Origin of the sequence: Herbidospora galbida (assembly GCF_005233835.1) — a bacterium.
In the GTDB taxonomy this organism is placed as follows: Bacteria; Actinomycetota; Actinomycetes; order Streptosporangiales; family Streptosporangiaceae; genus Herbidospora; species Herbidospora galbida.
This window is the reverse complement of the sequence record NZ_SZQA01000001.1, coordinates 218,398-233,347: the sequence shown is the minus strand read 5'-3', so window position 1 is coordinate 233,347 and position 14,950 is coordinate 218,398. Positions and strand designations below refer to the sequence as shown.

The 14,950-nt window shown below is 69.7% G+C and carries 14 protein-coding genes and 1 pseudogene; 9 read left to right on the top strand and 6 right to left on the bottom strand.

Features of this window, described 5'->3' with window-relative positions; all coding sequences use genetic code 11:
* Nucleotides 1–32: 32 nt before the first annotated feature.
* Complete coding sequence (locus FDA94_RS01160; RefSeq protein WP_137245116.1) at nucleotides 33–3,266, top strand: hypothetical protein; 3,234 nt, start codon at nucleotides 33–35, stop codon at nucleotides 3,264–3,266.
* A gap of 64 nt (nucleotides 3,267–3,330) precedes the next feature.
* The gene (locus tag FDA94_RS40970; RefSeq protein WP_281286512.1) at nucleotides 3,331–3,462 is read left to right on the top strand and encodes a hypothetical protein; all 132 of its coding nucleotides are present in this window, start codon (nucleotides 3,331–3,333) and stop codon (nucleotides 3,460–3,462) included.
* A 598-nt stretch (nucleotides 3,463–4,060) separates the two neighbouring features.
* On the opposite strand, the gene FDA94_RS01155 is transcribed toward FDA94_RS40970, so the two are convergent.
* Complete coding sequence (locus FDA94_RS01155) at nucleotides 4,061–5,068, bottom strand: methyltransferase (RefSeq protein WP_137245115.1); 1,008 nt, start codon at nucleotides 5,066–5,068, stop codon at nucleotides 4,061–4,063.
* A gap of 64 nt (nucleotides 5,069–5,132) precedes the next feature.
* Between FDA94_RS01155 and FDA94_RS01150 the strand changes: the two genes are divergently transcribed.
* A complete protein-coding gene (locus tag FDA94_RS01150) occupies nucleotides 5,133–5,630 on the top strand; it encodes a MarR family winged helix-turn-helix transcriptional regulator (RefSeq protein ID WP_246059443.1) in 498 nt (165 codons plus the stop codon).
* A gap of 509 nt (nucleotides 5,631–6,139) precedes the next feature.
* On the opposite strand, the gene FDA94_RS38950 is transcribed toward FDA94_RS01150, so the two are convergent.
* Nucleotides 6,140–6,640, bottom strand: a complete 501-nt coding sequence (locus tag FDA94_RS38950; RefSeq protein WP_170990729.1) for a calcium-binding protein — start codon at nucleotides 6,638–6,640, stop codon at nucleotides 6,140–6,142.
* A 98-nt stretch (nucleotides 6,641–6,738) separates the two neighbouring features.
* Here FDA94_RS38950 and FDA94_RS38945 point away from each other — a divergent pair, with 98 nt between their 5' ends.
* Together FDA94_RS38945 and FDA94_RS01140 are read left to right on the top strand one after the other, a co-directional pair.
* On the top strand, nucleotides 6,739–6,942 hold the full coding sequence (locus FDA94_RS38945; protein WP_170990728.1) for a hypothetical protein: 204 nt from the start codon (nucleotides 6,739–6,741) through the stop codon (nucleotides 6,940–6,942).
* Between the two features lie 257 nt (nucleotides 6,943–7,199).
* Nucleotides 7,200–7,415 carry a hypothetical protein gene (locus FDA94_RS01140; protein WP_137245114.1) on the top strand — a complete coding sequence of 72 codons (216 nt, stop codon included), beginning with the start codon at nucleotides 7,200–7,202 and terminating at the stop codon, nucleotides 7,413–7,415.
* Nucleotides 7,416–7,633: 218 nt separating this feature from the next.
* Here the strand turns inward: FDA94_RS01140 and FDA94_RS01135 are convergent, their stop codons facing one another.
* Together FDA94_RS01135 and FDA94_RS01130 are read right to left on the bottom strand one after the other, a co-directional pair.
* Complete coding sequence (locus tag FDA94_RS01135) at nucleotides 7,634–8,845, bottom strand: NAD(P)/FAD-dependent oxidoreductase (RefSeq protein WP_137245113.1); 1,212 nt, start codon at nucleotides 8,843–8,845, stop codon at nucleotides 7,634–7,636.
* Nucleotides 8,846–9,637: 792 nt separating this feature from the next.
* Nucleotides 9,638–9,976 carry a VOC family protein gene (locus FDA94_RS01130; protein WP_246059442.1) on the bottom strand — a complete coding sequence of 113 codons (339 nt, stop codon included), beginning with the start codon at nucleotides 9,974–9,976 and terminating at the stop codon, nucleotides 9,638–9,640.
* A 304-nt stretch (nucleotides 9,977–10,280) separates the two neighbouring features.
* On the opposite strand from FDA94_RS01130, the gene FDA94_RS39770 reads away from it, so the two are divergent.
* The 4 genes from FDA94_RS39770 to FDA94_RS01110 all read left to right on the top strand — a co-directional run bounded on the left by FDA94_RS39770 (nucleotide 10,281) and on the right by FDA94_RS01110 (nucleotide 13,164).
* A complete protein-coding gene (locus FDA94_RS39770; RefSeq protein ID WP_137245112.1) occupies nucleotides 10,281–10,655 on the top strand; it encodes a hypothetical protein in 375 nt (124 codons plus the stop codon).
* Between the two features lie 276 nt (nucleotides 10,656–10,931).
* Complete coding sequence (locus FDA94_RS01120) at nucleotides 10,932–11,132, top strand: hypothetical protein (RefSeq protein ID WP_212735097.1); 201 nt, start codon at nucleotides 10,932–10,934, stop codon at nucleotides 11,130–11,132.
* On the top strand, nucleotides 11,132–11,476 hold the full coding sequence (locus FDA94_RS01115; RefSeq protein WP_137245110.1) for an ArsR/SmtB family transcription factor: 345 nt from the start codon (nucleotides 11,132–11,134) through the stop codon (nucleotides 11,474–11,476). The genes FDA94_RS01120 and FDA94_RS01115 overlap by 1 nt, the downstream gene beginning before the upstream one ends.
* 68 nt (nucleotides 11,477–11,544) lie before the next feature.
* On the top strand, nucleotides 11,545–13,164 hold the full coding sequence (locus FDA94_RS01110; protein ID WP_137245430.1) for a SulP family inorganic anion transporter: 1,620 nt from the start codon (nucleotides 11,545–11,547) through the stop codon (nucleotides 13,162–13,164).
* 128 nt (nucleotides 13,165–13,292) lie between these two features.
* Here the strand turns inward: FDA94_RS01110 and FDA94_RS01105 are convergent, their stop codons facing one another.
* Both FDA94_RS01105 and FDA94_RS01100 read right to left on the bottom strand, forming a co-directional pair.
* Nucleotides 13,293–14,270, bottom strand: coding sequence for a zinc-binding alcohol dehydrogenase family protein (locus FDA94_RS01105; protein ID WP_137245109.1), 978 nt, complete (start codon nucleotides 14,268–14,270; stop codon nucleotides 13,293–13,295).
* Between the two features lie 244 nt (nucleotides 14,271–14,514).
* Nucleotides 14,515–14,937, bottom strand: a pseudogene (locus tag FDA94_RS01100) (class I SAM-dependent methyltransferase); the annotation flags it as partial.
* Nucleotides 14,938–14,950 lie beyond the last annotated feature (13 nt).

The window sequence follows — 14,950 nt, the reverse complement described above, 5'->3', positions numbered from 1 at the left end:
AGCCCCTAGATTGGGACCGTTCTCGAGGGGTGATGATGGTCGACCCCCGGCCTATCCGGACCCGCGCTGACCTGCGTACGGCGCTGGAGCGGCTGTTCCACGCGGACGGTCGTTCCTATCTGAAGCTGGCCACCGCTGCCGGCATCGGCAACTCGACCCTGCACAGCACGGTCAACGGCGACACCTTCCCCCGTTGGGACACCCTTGCGGCGGTGCTCACCGAATGCGGTGTCCGCGCTCACCAGATGGCTGGTTGGAAACAGGCACACGCCCGGGCTCGCGCCGATCAGTCCGGCCGGCCGCTGCGGGAGGTCGACGATCGGCTCGCCCTCCAGGTCCACCGGCCGATCCAGGTGGACACCTTCGATGGCCGCAGTTCGCCTGCGCTGCCCACGTATGTGCGACGCGCCCACGACGAGCACCTGGGCGAGCTGGTCGACCAGGAGAGGCCGCCGCCAGGCTGGCCGCTGGGTGAGGTGACCGACCCGTTCGAGCACCAACTGGAAATCCACCGCGCCATCCAGGCCACGACCGGCGCCCACGCGGCGTCGGGTGAGCTGCCGCCGCTTCCGGCGTATGTGCCCCGCGTGCACGATCGGGTCCTCGGCGAGGTGGTGGCGCGGGCCGCAGCCGGGACCAGCCAGATCGCGGTGCTGGTCGGCGGGTCTTCTACCGGCAAGACGCGCGCCTGCTGGGAGGCCCTGCACCTTCTGCGAGCCCAGCCGCCGGATCGCCGGTGGCGGCTGTGGCATCCGATCGATCCCACCCGGTCGGACGCGGCGCTGGCCGACCTGGCGCGGATCGGACCGTACACGGTGGTGTGGCTGAACGAAGCCCAGTTCTACCTGGCCGACCCGACCCTGGGCGAACGGGTCGCCGCCGGTCTGCGGGAACTGCTGCGCGATCCGTCGCGGGCGCCGGTGCTGCTGCTGGCCACCCTGTGGCCCAAGTACTGGGACGCGTTGACGACTCATGCCGACCCCGATGCGCACGCGCACGCCCGGGTGCTGCTGAACGGGCGCAAGATCAGTGTGGCGGAGCAGTTCACGGCCTTCGACCTGCGAACAATGGCGGATCAGGCCGGCGGCGATCCCCGCTTGCGGGAGGCCGCCGAGCGCGCCCGCGGTGATCGGATCACCCAATACCTGGCAGGGGTGCCCGTCCTCATGGACCGCTATGAGCAGGCCCCGCCGGCCGCCAGAGCCCTGATCGATGTCGCGATGGACGCCCGCCGCCTCGGCGCCGGGCCACACCTTTCGGTGGCGCTGCTGGCCGGCGCCGCTCCCGCCTACCTGACCGACACCCAGTGGGACCAGACCGGCGTCGACTGGCTGCGACAAGCGCTCGACTACGTCGCCACCCCGTGCAACGGCATCCCCGGCATCCTCACCGCCGTCAAGCCCCGCGCCCTCCCCGACCGGCGTGCCCGCCGCCCGGACAACACCAGCGGCGCGGCCGCCGTTTCCCAGGCCCGAGGGGAAACCGAACCGCAATACCGCCTGGCCGACTACCTCGACCAGCAGGGCCGCCGCCACCGTGCTCATCAGATCCCGCCCATCCACTTCTGGACGGCCGCCGCCGCCCACGCTCACCCCAGTGACCTGAAGGCACTGGGGGACGCCGCCTGGGCCCGGGGGCTGCACCGTGATGCCGCCCACTTCCGCAAGAACGCCACCACGCTGGGCGATGCCGCAGCCGCCGCCGCCCTCGTCGCCCATTTGCACACCTCGCGACCAGGGGACCGGCGCCCCGCCTGCCATGCCGCCGAATATGCCGCGCTCGACGACCCGCGGGCCGTGATCCGGTTGTTGAACCTGCTGCACAGGATGGGAGCGCGGGAGCAGATCGACATGTTGCTCGCCCGTGACCCCGCCGCCCACGTGGCCTTGGACAACCCGGGCGTCGTGGCGGGGCTGCTGGAGCGGCTGCGGAAGTTGGAGGCGCATGGGCAGATCGCCGTGCTGGCTGAACGGGCCGCCGCTCATGCCGCCCTCGACCGCCCGGGGTCAGTGGCCCGATTGCTGAAGTCACTGGGCAAGCCGCCCTTAGGTGAACATGCCGCTGTACTGGCTGAACGGGCTGCCGTCCACGCCGCGCTGGACAACCCGGGTGCCGTCGCGGTCCTGCTGGAGCGGCTGAGCAGGATGGGAATGCATGACCAGGCTGCCGTACTGGCTGGACGGGCCGCCGCCCGTATCGCCCTCGACCGACCGGGCGCTGTGGCGGCGCTGCTGGGTCAGCTGCGCAGGATGCGGGCGCACAAGCAAGCCGACATGCTGCTGGCCCGTCAGCCCGGCGCCCACGCCACCCTCGACGACCTGCGCGCCGTGACAAGATTGCTGGACCGGCTGCGCACGATCAAAGCAGCGCAGGACCAAGCCGCCGTACTGGCCGAACGGGCTGCCATGCACGCCGCGCTGGACGATCCGGGTGCCGTCGCGGACCTGCTGGAGCGGCTGAGCAGGATGAGAGCTCACGACCAGGCTGCCCTCCTCGCTGAACGAGCTGCCGCCCACCTCACCCTCGACCAACCAGGCGCCGTGACAGCGCTGCTGGGCCAGCTCCGCAAGATGGAGGTGCCCGCGCAACTCACCATGCTGCCTGCGGCCAACCCCGCGGCCCAAGTCGCCCTCGACGACCCCGGCGCGGTAGCGCGATTGCTGGCTCGGCTGGACAGGATGCGAGCGCATGAGCAGGTCACCGTGTTGCTGGCCCGTGATCCCGCCGCCAACGCCGCTCTCGACGACCCCAGCGCGGTGGCGGGGCTGCTGAAGCAGCTGGACAGGATGGAAGCGCACGACCAGGCCGACGCACTGGCCGACCGAGTGGTCGCCCACATCCTCCGGAACCGACCGGACGATGCAGTGCGACTGGTGCAAGCACTGGGGGAGGCGGGGGCCCACAACCAGCTCCTGGAGCTGGCCGAGCGAGCCGCCGCCCACCAGCCTCTGGACGGCTCGTCCGTCGTGGCCCCGCCGGTCATGGCGCCGGGGTTGGAAGCGGCGGAGGATCGGCTCGTGGTGCTGCTGGCCCGTGAGCCAGCCGCCCATTTCGCCGCGAAACAAGGGGACGCCGTGACCTGGCTCATGAAGGCGCTGCAGGAGGCGGGCGCGCACGATCAGCTCACCAAGCTGGTCGCACGGCTACCCGCCGCAGGACGCTTCGCGGCGTTCCTCGACATCGATGACCACCGGGAGCGGTTCACGTTTGGACGGGAGCCCGACGGAAGCGCCGCCGCGCCCTGGTCGTGGGAGGACCTGGAATGATCCACCCGGCTGGCCGACTCCGCTCCGGGCCGCCAGGGGGACTTCATCCGGAAGAAGGTCTGTGATGAGCACCAACTACTACGCGATCCCCAATGGGAGACCCAACAGCGACGAGGGGTTCCACATCGGCCGGCGTGTCGGCCATGGTGTGCCGTTCGCCGACTACGAGTCTCGTGACCTGACACCGGACCGGTGACGGAGAGTTATATGACAGTGCGCAAGTCACAGCGTTGGCCACTGTCATCTTCGCTGGCGCCAGACAGCACTTGTGTCTGGGAGCGGTCCACCTGATAGCGCGCAACTGCATCTGATAGCCAGTTGATACCGGCGTTGAGGTAGTTGATAGCGTAGCCCCGCTCCTGCGGGCCTGGACAGTGACGTCTTTGAGTCCGGCCTGCTACGCCCCTGCTCGCCGCCGCGGGCCACGGGTCGGCGCCGCCACGCTGCGAGGACCTGATGCCCTCTTCGCCGCGGCCGACTTTCGGATCGCGGCATAGCGAACCAGCCTCGCGACCGGCGCTCTGTTATGAGCTCGCGGTATGAGGACGGTCCGGTGACGACGACCCCCCACAGCCGGGTGGACGGCTGAAATGGAGCCATGCCGTTACCGCGCCCATTTGGCCGTCGTGCTTCTCAGGCTTCTGCTGTTCCCGCGGCTGTTCCACCGCCTGTACTGCGGACTCCGCGTGCGGCGGCCTGGTGGATCACCCTCGCGGTGCTCCTGGTCGGCGGCGCGGTGGGTGGCACCCTGTGGTGGCCTCACGTCACCAACGTCCGTGGGCAGTACACCTAGGTCAGCCTGCCGGGCGGGCCTCCAGCAGGGAGAACCTTTCGCCGCAGGGGGTGACGCTCTGGAGGGAGAAGCCCCCTGCGGTCAGCAGGCGGGTGTACTCCTGCTCGTCGCGGTCGGCGCCGCCGGCGATGACGAGCATCTCGATGTCGTCGAGCTTGGAGTAGTGGGGGCCGTCGCCGGACGGGACGACGGTCTCCGCCACGAGGAGGGTGGCCTCCGGCGGCGTGGCGCGGCGCATCACACGGAGGATCTCCGTGGCCTCGGCGTCGGAGAAGTTGTGGAGGCAGCTCTTGATCAGGAGGGCGTCGCCGCTCGGCACGGACTCGAAGAAGTCGCCGCTGACGAGTTCGATCCGGTCGGTCAGTTTCTCCTGCTCGAAGGTCTCGTACGCCTTCGCGATCACGTCGGGGCGGTCGAACAGGACGCCTCGGACGGCTGGATGCGCGCGCAGGATGGCGGCGAGGAGAGAGCCGGTTCCACCGCCGACGTCGACGACCGTGCCGTATCGCGAAAAATCGTGAGAAATGGCGATCTGAGTGACCGCCTGCGCGTGGAAGGCCGCGGCCGCCGCGCCGAAGGTCGCCGCCTGATCGGGGTTTTCCGACAAATACTGATAAATGCTCATGCCGTGAAGCTGGTCGAAGGCGGGTTCGCCGGTCAGCACGCTGTGCCGAATGCGTCCGTACGGTGACCAGAAGGGTTCCATGGCGAACATCACGGCGGCGGGCCGCAGGCTCCCCGGGCGGTCGGAGCGCAGGTGCTCGGACATCGGGCTAAGCCCGAAATTTCCGGAGCCGTCGTGGGTGAACAGGCCGATGCTGACGGCGGCCCGGAGCAGCCGGTGCAGGGCGCCGGGATGTGCGCCCACGGCGGCGGCCAGTTCACCGGCCGGGCGTGGGCCGTCGACGAGGTGGTCCGCGATCCCCAGATCGGCCAGCACGCCGATGACCGGCGGATACCACTTCGCCGTGAGCAGCCGCATCAGCTCCGCGGCGTTCGAGTCCGTCATGTCCGGCAACCTCCTGTCATATGGTCAGGCTTCCTGACCATGAAGATAAGGTAGCCTGACCATCATGTCAACGGAGATGGAGCCCGGATCACGTACCGGGCGGCGGATCGGGCTGCTGCACGTCGCCTTCGACCAGGCACTCGCCGCCGTACTGGCCGAGGCCGGTCCGGCCCATCCAGAACTGCGCATGGCGCACCTGCAGATCTTCCGGTTCGACGGAATCGACGGCTCCACGGCCGCCGAACTCGCCGCGCACGCCGGCATGACGAAACAGTCCATGCACGAACTCGTCGTGCATCTCGAACGTTTCGGCTACCTCACCCGGGAACCCCATCCGGGCGACACCCGGGCCAGGCTGCTACGGCTGACACCCGCCGGCCGGGCGCTGGAACAGGACGTGCACCGGGCGATCGCCGGGCTCCTGGAGTCCTGGCGGGACCGGCTCGGCCCCGAACGTTTCGACACTCTCTGGGAGATCCTGCGGGAGATCACCGGAGATCGGCGTCCACTGCCGGATCTCGCCACCATCAGCGTCCCAGGCCGGCTTCGCGGGCCTGAATGATCGCTTGGCCGCGGCCGGCGAACCGGAGCAGTGCGAACACAGTGGAGACGTGGTTGCGACGGCGGTCCCGAAGCTCACCTGCGGATTGCCCTGTTCGCGTTCGTCAAAAGTTCGTTAGATGAACCCCGGACGCCCGCCCCGGTCACCCCCGCGGTGTGTTTCCGCCAGTGCCGACCCCTACGATGCAGCCCACCACCGCCGGCAGAACTACTGCGCCACGCCCACGCCGCAGAGCTCATCGACGTCGGCGTCTCCATCGAGGCCGTCCGCCGCCGCCTCGGCCACCCCTCCACCGAGACGACCCAGCTATACGCGCTGCTGGACGACAAGGTCGCCGACGCCGCGATCAGACAGCATCCTGATCTCAGACGTCTACCGCATCGGCGGTCCTGGACGGTGATCTGCAAGATCAACGCCGTTTGGGCTCATGACACGTTTCTTACGGGCACCCCTGAGAGCGACGTGGGGAACCGGCGGGGGCGGATCATCCGCACCCCACCGGCGCCCTCTCAGGCTTCGCAGCCGCTTTCGGTCTCGGCGGTGCAGGTGTCGAACCCGCCCACCCCGTTGGCGATATCCACGCCAGCGTTGCCGATCAGGGTGTCGTCCCCGGCGCCGCCGTTGAGCCCGTCCCGGCCGGAGCCCCCGTTCAGGGTGTCGAAGCCGCTGCCGCCCAGAATGGACGCCTGCAACGAGGTGTTGTTGGTGACCGTGTCATTGCCCCCGATCACGGCCGCGTCGATGAACTGCACGCTCGTCGAGCACGAGACCACGTTCGTCCCCAGGGCGGAGCACCCGGCTCCCGGGGTGATCCCCGAGGTGGAGTCGACCGTGAGCAGCCCGAACTGGGAATCGATGTTCACGGTCTCCCCGGCGGACGTCCCGACGATGAACAGCGTGCTGCCGCTGACATGGACGGACGTGGTCGAGGCGGCGTTCGCCGGGACCGCTGTCGCGAGCCCGGCGACGATGATCGCTAATGCGGTGAGCAGACGTTGTACGAGCGACATGAGATTCCCCGTCTTTGGTCGTATCGCTGACGGGATTCAGGAAAGCGTGCTCACCGCATCCTGTCTGTGTAGAAATCCTCATGCTCAAGGATTCGTGGATGGAGCCGGAGCGTCCCCCCAGCAGAGTCGACGGCCGCTCGCGCGAGATCGACCTCCCGGCCGAACGCGCCGACGCGCTCGCCGTGCTGACCGGCGCGGCCCGCACCGAGCGGGTGGCCATCGATCGGGACCTGGATCTGTGGACCGGCGCCGGGCCCTCCGGGGCGGCCAACGCGGCGGCCTCAGCGCTGGCCGCCGACTGAGCGGCGAGGCGTAGCGGTCCTTCTACGGGCCGGTGGTGGTCTTGCTCACCGGCTGTGGCTCCGCAGCGAAACAAACGGCCTCACCCGCCGCCCCCATGAGGTCGTCGGCCGCTCCGGCACCGTCGTCTCCTGCGGCAAGCTCTCCGCCGTCGACCCCCTTGCCGCCGCGCGTGACGTCACTCCCCAAAGCCAGGAACGGCACAAGGCTCCAGGCGTGCCGGGACGCGAACTGTGAGGTGCTCGTTTCGGACGGCCAGGTGATTACGCTGGGCGACAAGTGGGGCCTGTCGCCGGTCGAGATCACCGTCGAAGACGAGTCGGTCACCTTCTACTCGGTCTCGACGTCGGGCGCGCAGATGAGCATAGCCGGGCAGACTCCGGACCAAGGCGGCCCCGGCACCATCAATGACGTCAACTTCGAGGTGCTGGCGGTCCAGGGGAAGAAGGCCGTCATTATGATCACGCACGAGTAGATGCGCGTGCGGGCCGACTTTCACATGAAGGTTGTCGAGGCACGTCAGGCAGGTAGGGCCGCGACGGGCTGCACCGCTGGTGGTCGTCGAGAGGTCTCTGCGGCTGGCTGATGTACGCGTCGTGGATCCGCGACGGTTGCACCGTGCGCGCGGGGGAGGAACTCCCTGCCCGAGCCGGGCAGGGAGCTCGTCACCGCTATGGTCGGTCCCCCCGCCGATCAGGCCGGAGGCACGGAGGCTGCCTCAGCCGCTTTGAGGGCGTCCACGACCTGGCGCTGGGTGGTGAAACGGTCGCCGAAGCGGTCGGGGCGCCACTGGTCCAGGGGCGTGCCGCGGGTGATGTGGTCGGCCAAGGCCTTGCCGTAGCCGGGGCCGTAGGTGATGCCGGCCTCGTTGTCGCCGGCGAGAACGTAGACGCCCTCTACGCCGGGGACGGGGCCGATCAGCGCGCGGGAGTCCGGGGTGTGGCAGGGGGCGCCGTGCTTGATGCGCAGCCTCGACCGCCTGGCCAGGGCGGGCATCACGAGTGCGCCGAGGCCGGCGATCCGCAAGATCTCCAGGACGCCGTCGATGGGCAGCTCATCCAGCCGGTCGGGGACGGGCGCGTCGATCAGCACGTCACGCGGGAAGGTCGCATAGGTGCCGCCCCACAGGAGGCCGCCCTCGTGCTCTCGCACCCACAGCAGGGTGCCGCCCCCGGGTTCGTCGGAGGTCAGGCCGGTGAGGAAGAGCAGGGGCAGCGTGCCGGGGATGTCCAGCGGCTCGGTACTCACCCGCGAGGTGACCTGTGGGGCGGCGGGCAGGAAGAAGCCCAGGTCGCGGGTGAGGGCGCCGCTCCAAGCCCCGGCGGCCACGACCACCGCACCGCAGGTGATGGGTCCGGCGGTGGTCTCCACGGCGCGGACCCTTCCCTTGGCGGTGGAGATCGCGGTGACCGGGCGCCGGGTGTCCAGCCGGCCGCCGCCCGCACGAAAGCGCTTCGCCAGCGCCGTCGCCACCTTCGGCGCGTGGACCTGGCCGCCGTCGCTGATCAGCACTCCGCCGCGCACGTTGTCAGCGGGTACGGCGCCATCGGTCACGCGCTCGACCTCGGCGGCCGACAGCGGCGTGCCCGTCTGCCAGGCGATGAGCTCCTGCCACACTGCTTCGCCGGCGGCCACGTACATCATGCCGTCCGAGCGGTAGCCGATGTCGTCGCCCTCCTCCTGCAGGCGGGCGTAGAAGGCGCGGCCGTAGCGGGCGGCGGCGCTCTCCTGCTCATACGGCGCCCAGTCACCGAGGAACCCGCCGCCGGCGGCTGTGGTCCCTTCGCCGACGGTGTCCCGCTCCACGAGCCGGACGTCGCCGGCACCTGCCTCAAGCAGGTGCACTGCCAGCGCGAGCCCCATGACACCGCCGCCGATCACGGCGATGTCGCAACGGTCAGCCATCTTCTGTCCTCCTGAATTCCGGCGCGATTGTTCTGCGCGCAGGGCGAAAGGTGGGCTTCCCGGATCCAGGGAGTGCGGTGAGGCTAACCGAAACGGGGTTCTATGCGCCTATGGAAAATCTTCAGCTCGCTTACCCCGGTAGTCCGGGCCAGGCGCAGGTCGCAGCCCCTGGGCGGACCAACGGCTCCAGGTAACGACCGTCATCAGGGACGGCTTTCGTGCGGGTGGGCGGGCGCGCCGTGCAGCCGTCGTGATGATCGCGGGGAAAGGGCCGGCCGGAGAGCGCGCACCCGGCCGGACTGACGTGGCAGGAAGGACGGTAGGCCTACGACTAAGCAGCCACTCCGCTCTGCAGCCGGGCCAGCCAACAAGCCGGCCCAGCAGTGCCCGTAGCGCGCCGACAGGTGGAGGACGACCGCAGTGCGGTCTTCGCGATGCGCTCTGCTCACGCCAGGCATCGCAAAAATGTGAACGTCAGCTATCCCGACTACTACCGCCGAACCCCCGGCGCGGGTCACCTGCGAGGCCACTCCAGTATGTCCCGCAGTCTGGCCGCTCCCCTTCCGCCGCGTTCACCGTGGCCCGCTGGGATATGGCCCGCTGGGATGATGACCGCGTACACGCGATCGCGGCATCCAGGTCTCCGTACCGCCGAGTAGCTGCCACCAACGGGCGGCTGGTGACCAGCGCATCTGACACCATGCCCTCCGAGGCGGCCAGCAGCTGATGAACCGCTCGCCCATGCCTCAGCGCCACGGCGTCTGACGGGCATACCCGTCAACGGCGGTGATGTCAGGAAGACGTCAGGCAGAAGGGGTGGCCAGCCGGATCCAGGAGTACCCGCCAGCGTCCGTCACCGGGCTGATGGTCCGGTTTGGCCGCGCCGAGTTTCAGAGCCAGCTCTTCCATCGCATCGAGGTCGTCAGCGCGGAAGTCCAGGTGGAACTGTTGTGGCACGTCCTGACCCGGCCACTGCGGAGCCCGGTATCCGTCAACCCTCTGGAATCCCAGATCACAGCCGGAGTCGTCCGTCAGAGCGACGAACTGGTCCGTACTGAAGAGTTCGCGCATCCCGGTCAGTGCACCGTAGAAGCCCGCCAGCGTCTGCGGGTCGGCACAGTCCAGAGTCACCCCTCGCAGTACAGCGCCTGGCACCATCCGCTCCTTCGCGTCCGCTCTGTCTCCGTGAGCCGCCGCTACACGCGATCACCGGCCACTGCCTGAGCCACAGCGTACTCGCCACATCCATCGCTGAAGTAGCGGTTTACCCCTGCCTCCTAGCGTTCCGGCTGACGGCTTTCGCGCCGCCCTACGGGTCGGAGTTCGAACTCAGCGCGCTCACCGGCCGGTCCGGGGACATTCGCATCAAGACGATCGCCGGGGGCGGCCAGATCGCCTGCTCCTGCAGAACGTTCATGAGGGCCACCATGGGACTATGCTCCGTTTCGTCGCGCTCCTGACGGTGCTGGTGGTCGTCGTCACCGAAGTGGCCCTCCACCACGCGGGCCCGCTGGCGCACCGGGCCTACGACCCCGGAGTGCACGCGGACCCGGGCGATCTCTACCTCACTGCAGCCAACGACCTCGCCCTGGCCCGCGTGCCCTGGTTCGCGGCGGTCGTCGTCGTGGTGCTGCTGCTCGGGCGGATGCGCTCCCCATTCGTGCTGGTGGCAGCAGGGGTGCCGGTGTCCGGTTTTTGCTGTACGTGGCCATGGCCACGCCCTTCTCTCTCAGCGGGGCCGCAGGGGAGCCGGTGCCGCAGGTGCTGGCCGACGGGCCCGGCTGGTACTGGCCCGTCCTGTTCACCCTGACCGGCCTCGCAGCCCTGGCTTACGCGGCGGCGGTCGGGAGATCGTTTCGCGGAACGCGGTCGTGACCTCGCCTGCCGGTTGGGCCTCTACTCGGACCGATTGTCACCATGGAGATGGCGGATCCGGGATGGATCTGCCGTGATCGTCTGCGGCAAGGTCTTCACCTCGCTGGACAGCGCCGGCAGGGCCCTTGTCCGCACACGCATACGAATCAGTAAACTATCGTTATTGCGAACATTCGCAATACCTCACATGTGTGACAGAGGGAGGGATGCGGTGACCACGGCAGTCGCCGCCACCATCCGGGAGCGGGCCCGCGCGGCCCGGCAGGCGCTGAGAGCCGCCCACCGGAGTGGCGACGCCCATGCGGTTCTGGTGGCGGAGGAAGAGTGGGAAGACCTGCGACGCCTGGCGCGCGCGCATTCCGTGGTCCTCCCCGAAGACGACGGTGGCGAGGACGAGGGGGTGAAGGCGTGATGTCGGTGCCGCTCTATCAGGCGAAGGCGGAACTGTTCCGGCTGCTGGGCCACCCTGTGCGAATCCGTGTCCTGGAACTGCTCCAGGACGGGCCGACGCCGGTGCGGGATCTGCTCGCGGCGATCGAGGTCGAGCCGACCGGACTGTCCCAGCACCTGGCGGTGCTGCGCCGCTCCGGTCTGGTGAGCGCTCAGCGAGAAGGAACCAGCATGGTGTACGCGCTGGCCGGAGGGCAGGTGGCGGGGCTGTTGCGGGCCGCCCGCGAGTTGCTGACCGAGAAGCTGTCAGGCCAGAACGAACTGCTGATCGAGTTGCGGGGCGAGAAGGCCGAGACAAGCGGGTGAACAGCCGGATCACGGCGGCCTGGGCACGCGTGGCATCGGTTCTGCCCGAACGCGCCCAGGTGGCGGCGATGGGGCGTCATCCGCGCAGGGACCTGCTGGCGGGCCTGACCGTGGCGATCGTCGCGCTTCCACTGGCACTCGGATTCGGCATCTCCTCGGGGCTGGGGGCGGCGGCCGGATTGGCCACTGCGGTGGTCGCCGGCGCGGTGGCCGCCTTCTTCGGCGGATCGGCGCTTCAGGTGTCGGGCCCGACCGGGGCGATGACGGTGGTGCTGGTCCCGATCATGCACGCGCACGGCGCGTCCGGGGTGCTGATGGTCGGCGTACTGGCCGGGCTCATCCTGCTGGCCTTGGCGCTGGCCCGGGCCGGTAAGTACATGGCGCTCGTACCGGCCCCGGTGGTCGAGGGCTTCACCGTTGGCATCGCCTGTGTGATCGGCCTCCAGCAGATTCCCGCGGCGCTCGGCGTAAGTCCCGGCAACGGCGAGAAGGTCGTCGTGGTGGCCTGGCAGGCGGTCCACGACTTCCTGGCGGAACCGGGCTGGCAGGCACCGGTCATCGCGGCGGGGGTGGCGGCGCTCATGCTGGCCGGCAGCCGATGGCGGCCGACCGTGCCCTTCTCCCTGATCGCGGTGGCGGCGACCACCGTCATCGCCGAACTGGCCGAGTTGAACGTGAGCCGGATCGGAGCACTACCCGCCGGGTTGCCCGTCCCATCGCTGAGCTTCCTCGACGCCGGCGCGCTCGGCTCCCTCATCGCCCCGGCCGTCGCCGTCGCCGCGCTGGCGGCCTTGGAATCCCTGTTGTCGGCCGCCGTCGCCGACAGCATGAGCGTCCGGCACCGGCACGACCCCGACCGCGAACTCTTCGGCCAAGGACTGGCCAACCTGGCCGCACCGCTGTTCGGCGGGGTCCCGGCGACCGGCGCGATCGCCCGCACCGCGGTCAACGTCCGCTCCGGGGCCTCCTCCCGGCTGGCAGCCCTGACGCACGCGGCCGTGCTGGCGGTGATCGTCTTCACCGCCGCGGACCTGGTCGCCCGGATTCCGCTGGCGGCCCTGGCCGGGGTGCTGCTGGCCACTGCCGTCCGGATGATCGAGGTGGGATCCGTCGCCGCCATGATGCGCTCCACCCGAGCCGACGCGCTGGTGCTTGGGCTGACCGCGATCGCGACACTCGCCCTGGATCTGACGCAGGCCGTGATTCTCGGCCTGATCGTGGCCGGCGCGCTGGCGCTGCGCGCGGTGGCCCGCAACGTGCGACTGGAGGCCATGCCGCTTAGGCCGGATCTGCCGGAAGACCACACCGGGGAGGAGCACGCCCTGCTCGCCGAGCACATCGTCGCCTATCGGCTGGACGGGCCGCTGGTCTTCGCCGCCGCCCACCGCTTCCTGCTGCAACTGTCGAAGGTCGCCGACGTCTCGGTCGTCATCCTGCGCATGTCCCGGGTCACCACCATCGATGCCACCGGCGCACTCGTGCTGGCCGACGCGATCGAACGACTCCAGGGACGCGGCATCGTCGTCTACATGTCCGGCATCCGCGAAGGGCACCACCAGCCGCTGCACTCCCTGGGCGTGATCGCCCGGCTGGAGGCCGCCGGGCAGGTCCGCACCACCACCCCCGAGGCCATCGCCGCCGCCCGCGAGCACCTGCACCACACCGGGGTGCTGCCAGGTCGGCCGTGACGACCCTCACGCCATTTCGGCCGACTGCGGAAAGCCGTGATGGTTGGTCGGAGGTCTGTGACTTCTGGACAAGACCTCGTGCCACGATTGGCGGACGACAGCAGGCGCGGGGCCAACCCCGAGCGGCGTCACGGATCTATGACGACCACCATCTTGCCCCCGGCCTCGCCTGCCTCCATGACCTGGTGTGCCTCGCGTACCTCGTCGAAGGAGAACACGCGGGACGGCCGTGCCCTGAGCCGGCCCGCCGCGACCTGGTCGGCGATCGTCTGCAGCGGGACGTCGGACAACGGAAACCCCGGCGTGCCGAACACGAAGCTGCCGAAGAACGTCAAATAGACGCCGCTCGCCATCCGCAGCAGCGGGTTGAAGTCGGCGATCGGGTCGAGCCCGCCCAGCCAGCCTGCCAGGCATGCCCGGCCGCCCCGCCGCAACATGTCGAGCGAGTCGAGGATGGTGCTGTTCCCGACCAGGTCGAGCACCACGTCGACCTGCTTGCTCTCGGCGAGGTGCCGCGACAGATCCGGCACCTCCAACTCCCCCCGCTCCGCACCCAGATCCTCCAGCAGGGCGAACCGGCTGCGGTCGCGGGTGGTGCCGACGACCCGCAGACCCGCCTCCACCGCGAGGTCGACGGCAGCCCGGCCGAAGGACGACGTCGCGCCCCGGATGACCAGGAATTGCCCCTGGGTGATCTCCAGGTTGCGGAACAGGCAGGTCCACGCCGTGGCATAGGTCTCGGGGATGGCGGCGAGCACCTCCCACGGCAGGTCGGACTCGATCAGTGCCACGTTCGACGCGGGCGCCCGCGTGTACTCGGCGTAGCTGCCGTTGATGGTGCGCCCGAGGCCGCCCATGAGTGCGGCGACCTTGGCGCCGATCGGGAACTCGCCACCCGGGCAGGACTTCACCAAGCCGACGCACTCGATGCCGCTCACCGGCGCCGCCTCGGCCCATTCACCCCGGCGCATGTGCATCTCGGCGTGGTTGAGGCCGAAGGCCTTGATCTCGATGACGACGTGCCCAGCCAGCGGGTCGGGCTCGGGCAGTTCCTCATAAACGAGGTGTTCGGGCCCGCCGAACCCTTCGATGACAATGGCCCGCACCACGACCCCCTCGCCAGGGCCGCGACCGTGCCCCTCCTGTCGTCCGACTCTAGACATCGCTGCGCTGGTCAGGGCGACGCCATGACCGGGTCCCTCGATCTCACGCGACCGGTGGACTTTCATGATTCAGAAGGGCGGCGTCTTCGACGCGATCGTGTCGGTGCCGCGCCCGCCGGTGAGACGGCCGCCGGAAGTGGCGAAGGCGTTCGATGCCTCAAGCCGGGGGCGGAGATCCCGGTCGCACCAGATCCACCAGGGCGTGGGTGACGAAGAGCAGTGTGCCACCGGGCGCGACGGCGTCGAGCAGCCCGCGCAACGCCGCGTGGTCCGGCCGGCGCGCAAGCGGGAAGTAGTGGACGGACACCAGGTCGAACGCGCCCACCGGCGGCGGGGTGACGGTGAGGTCGGCCCTCGCCCACGCCACGCGGCCCTCGACCTCGACGGCCGCCGCGGCGGCGCGGTCCAGCGCGGTCCGCGAGATGTCGACGGCGGTGACGTGCCAGCCGCGCCGGGCCAGCCAGAGCGCGTCGGCCCCTTCGCCGCATCCCACATCGAGCGCCTGACCCGGTCGCAGGTCCGCGACCTCGGTGACGAGCACCCCGTTGGGATCGCCGCTGAACACCTGGTCGTGACTGCGGTACATCGCGTCCCGGAACCTCTCGTCCATTCATGGCCTCCCC

Coding starts and splice junctions, on each gene's coding strand:
- FDA94_RS01135 (WP_137245113.1), bottom strand. CDS start 8,845: ATGGCTGACCGTTGCGACATCGCCGTGATCGGCGGCGGTGTCATGGGG.
- FDA94_RS38950 (WP_170990729.1), bottom strand. CDS start 6,640: ATGTCGCTCGTACAACGTCTGCTCACCGCATTAGCGATCATCGTCGCC.
- FDA94_RS39770 (WP_137245112.1), top strand. CDS start 10,281: ATGCTCCGTTTCGTCGCGCTCCTGACGGTGCTGGTGGTCGTCGTCACC.
- FDA94_RS01115 (WP_137245110.1), top strand. CDS start 11,132: ATGTCGGTGCCGCTCTATCAGGCGAAGGCGGAACTGTTCCGGCTGCTG.
- FDA94_RS01110 (WP_137245430.1), top strand. CDS start 11,545: ATGGGGCGTCATCCGCGCAGGGACCTGCTGGCGGGCCTGACCGTGGCG.
- FDA94_RS38945 (WP_170990728.1), top strand. CDS start 6,739: ATGGAGCCGGAGCGTCCCCCCAGCAGAGTCGACGGCCGCTCGCGCGAG.
- FDA94_RS01155 (WP_137245115.1), bottom strand. CDS start 5,068: ATGACGGACTCGAACGCCGCGGAGCTGATGCGGCTGCTCACGGCGAAG.
- FDA94_RS01150 (WP_246059443.1), top strand. CDS start 5,133: ATGTCAACGGAGATGGAGCCCGGATCACGTACCGGGCGGCGGATCGGG.
- FDA94_RS01160 (WP_137245116.1), top strand. CDS start 33: ATGATGGTCGACCCCCGGCCTATCCGGACCCGCGCTGACCTGCGTACG.
- FDA94_RS40970 (WP_281286512.1), top strand. CDS start 3,331: ATGAGCACCAACTACTACGCGATCCCCAATGGGAGACCCAACAGCGAC.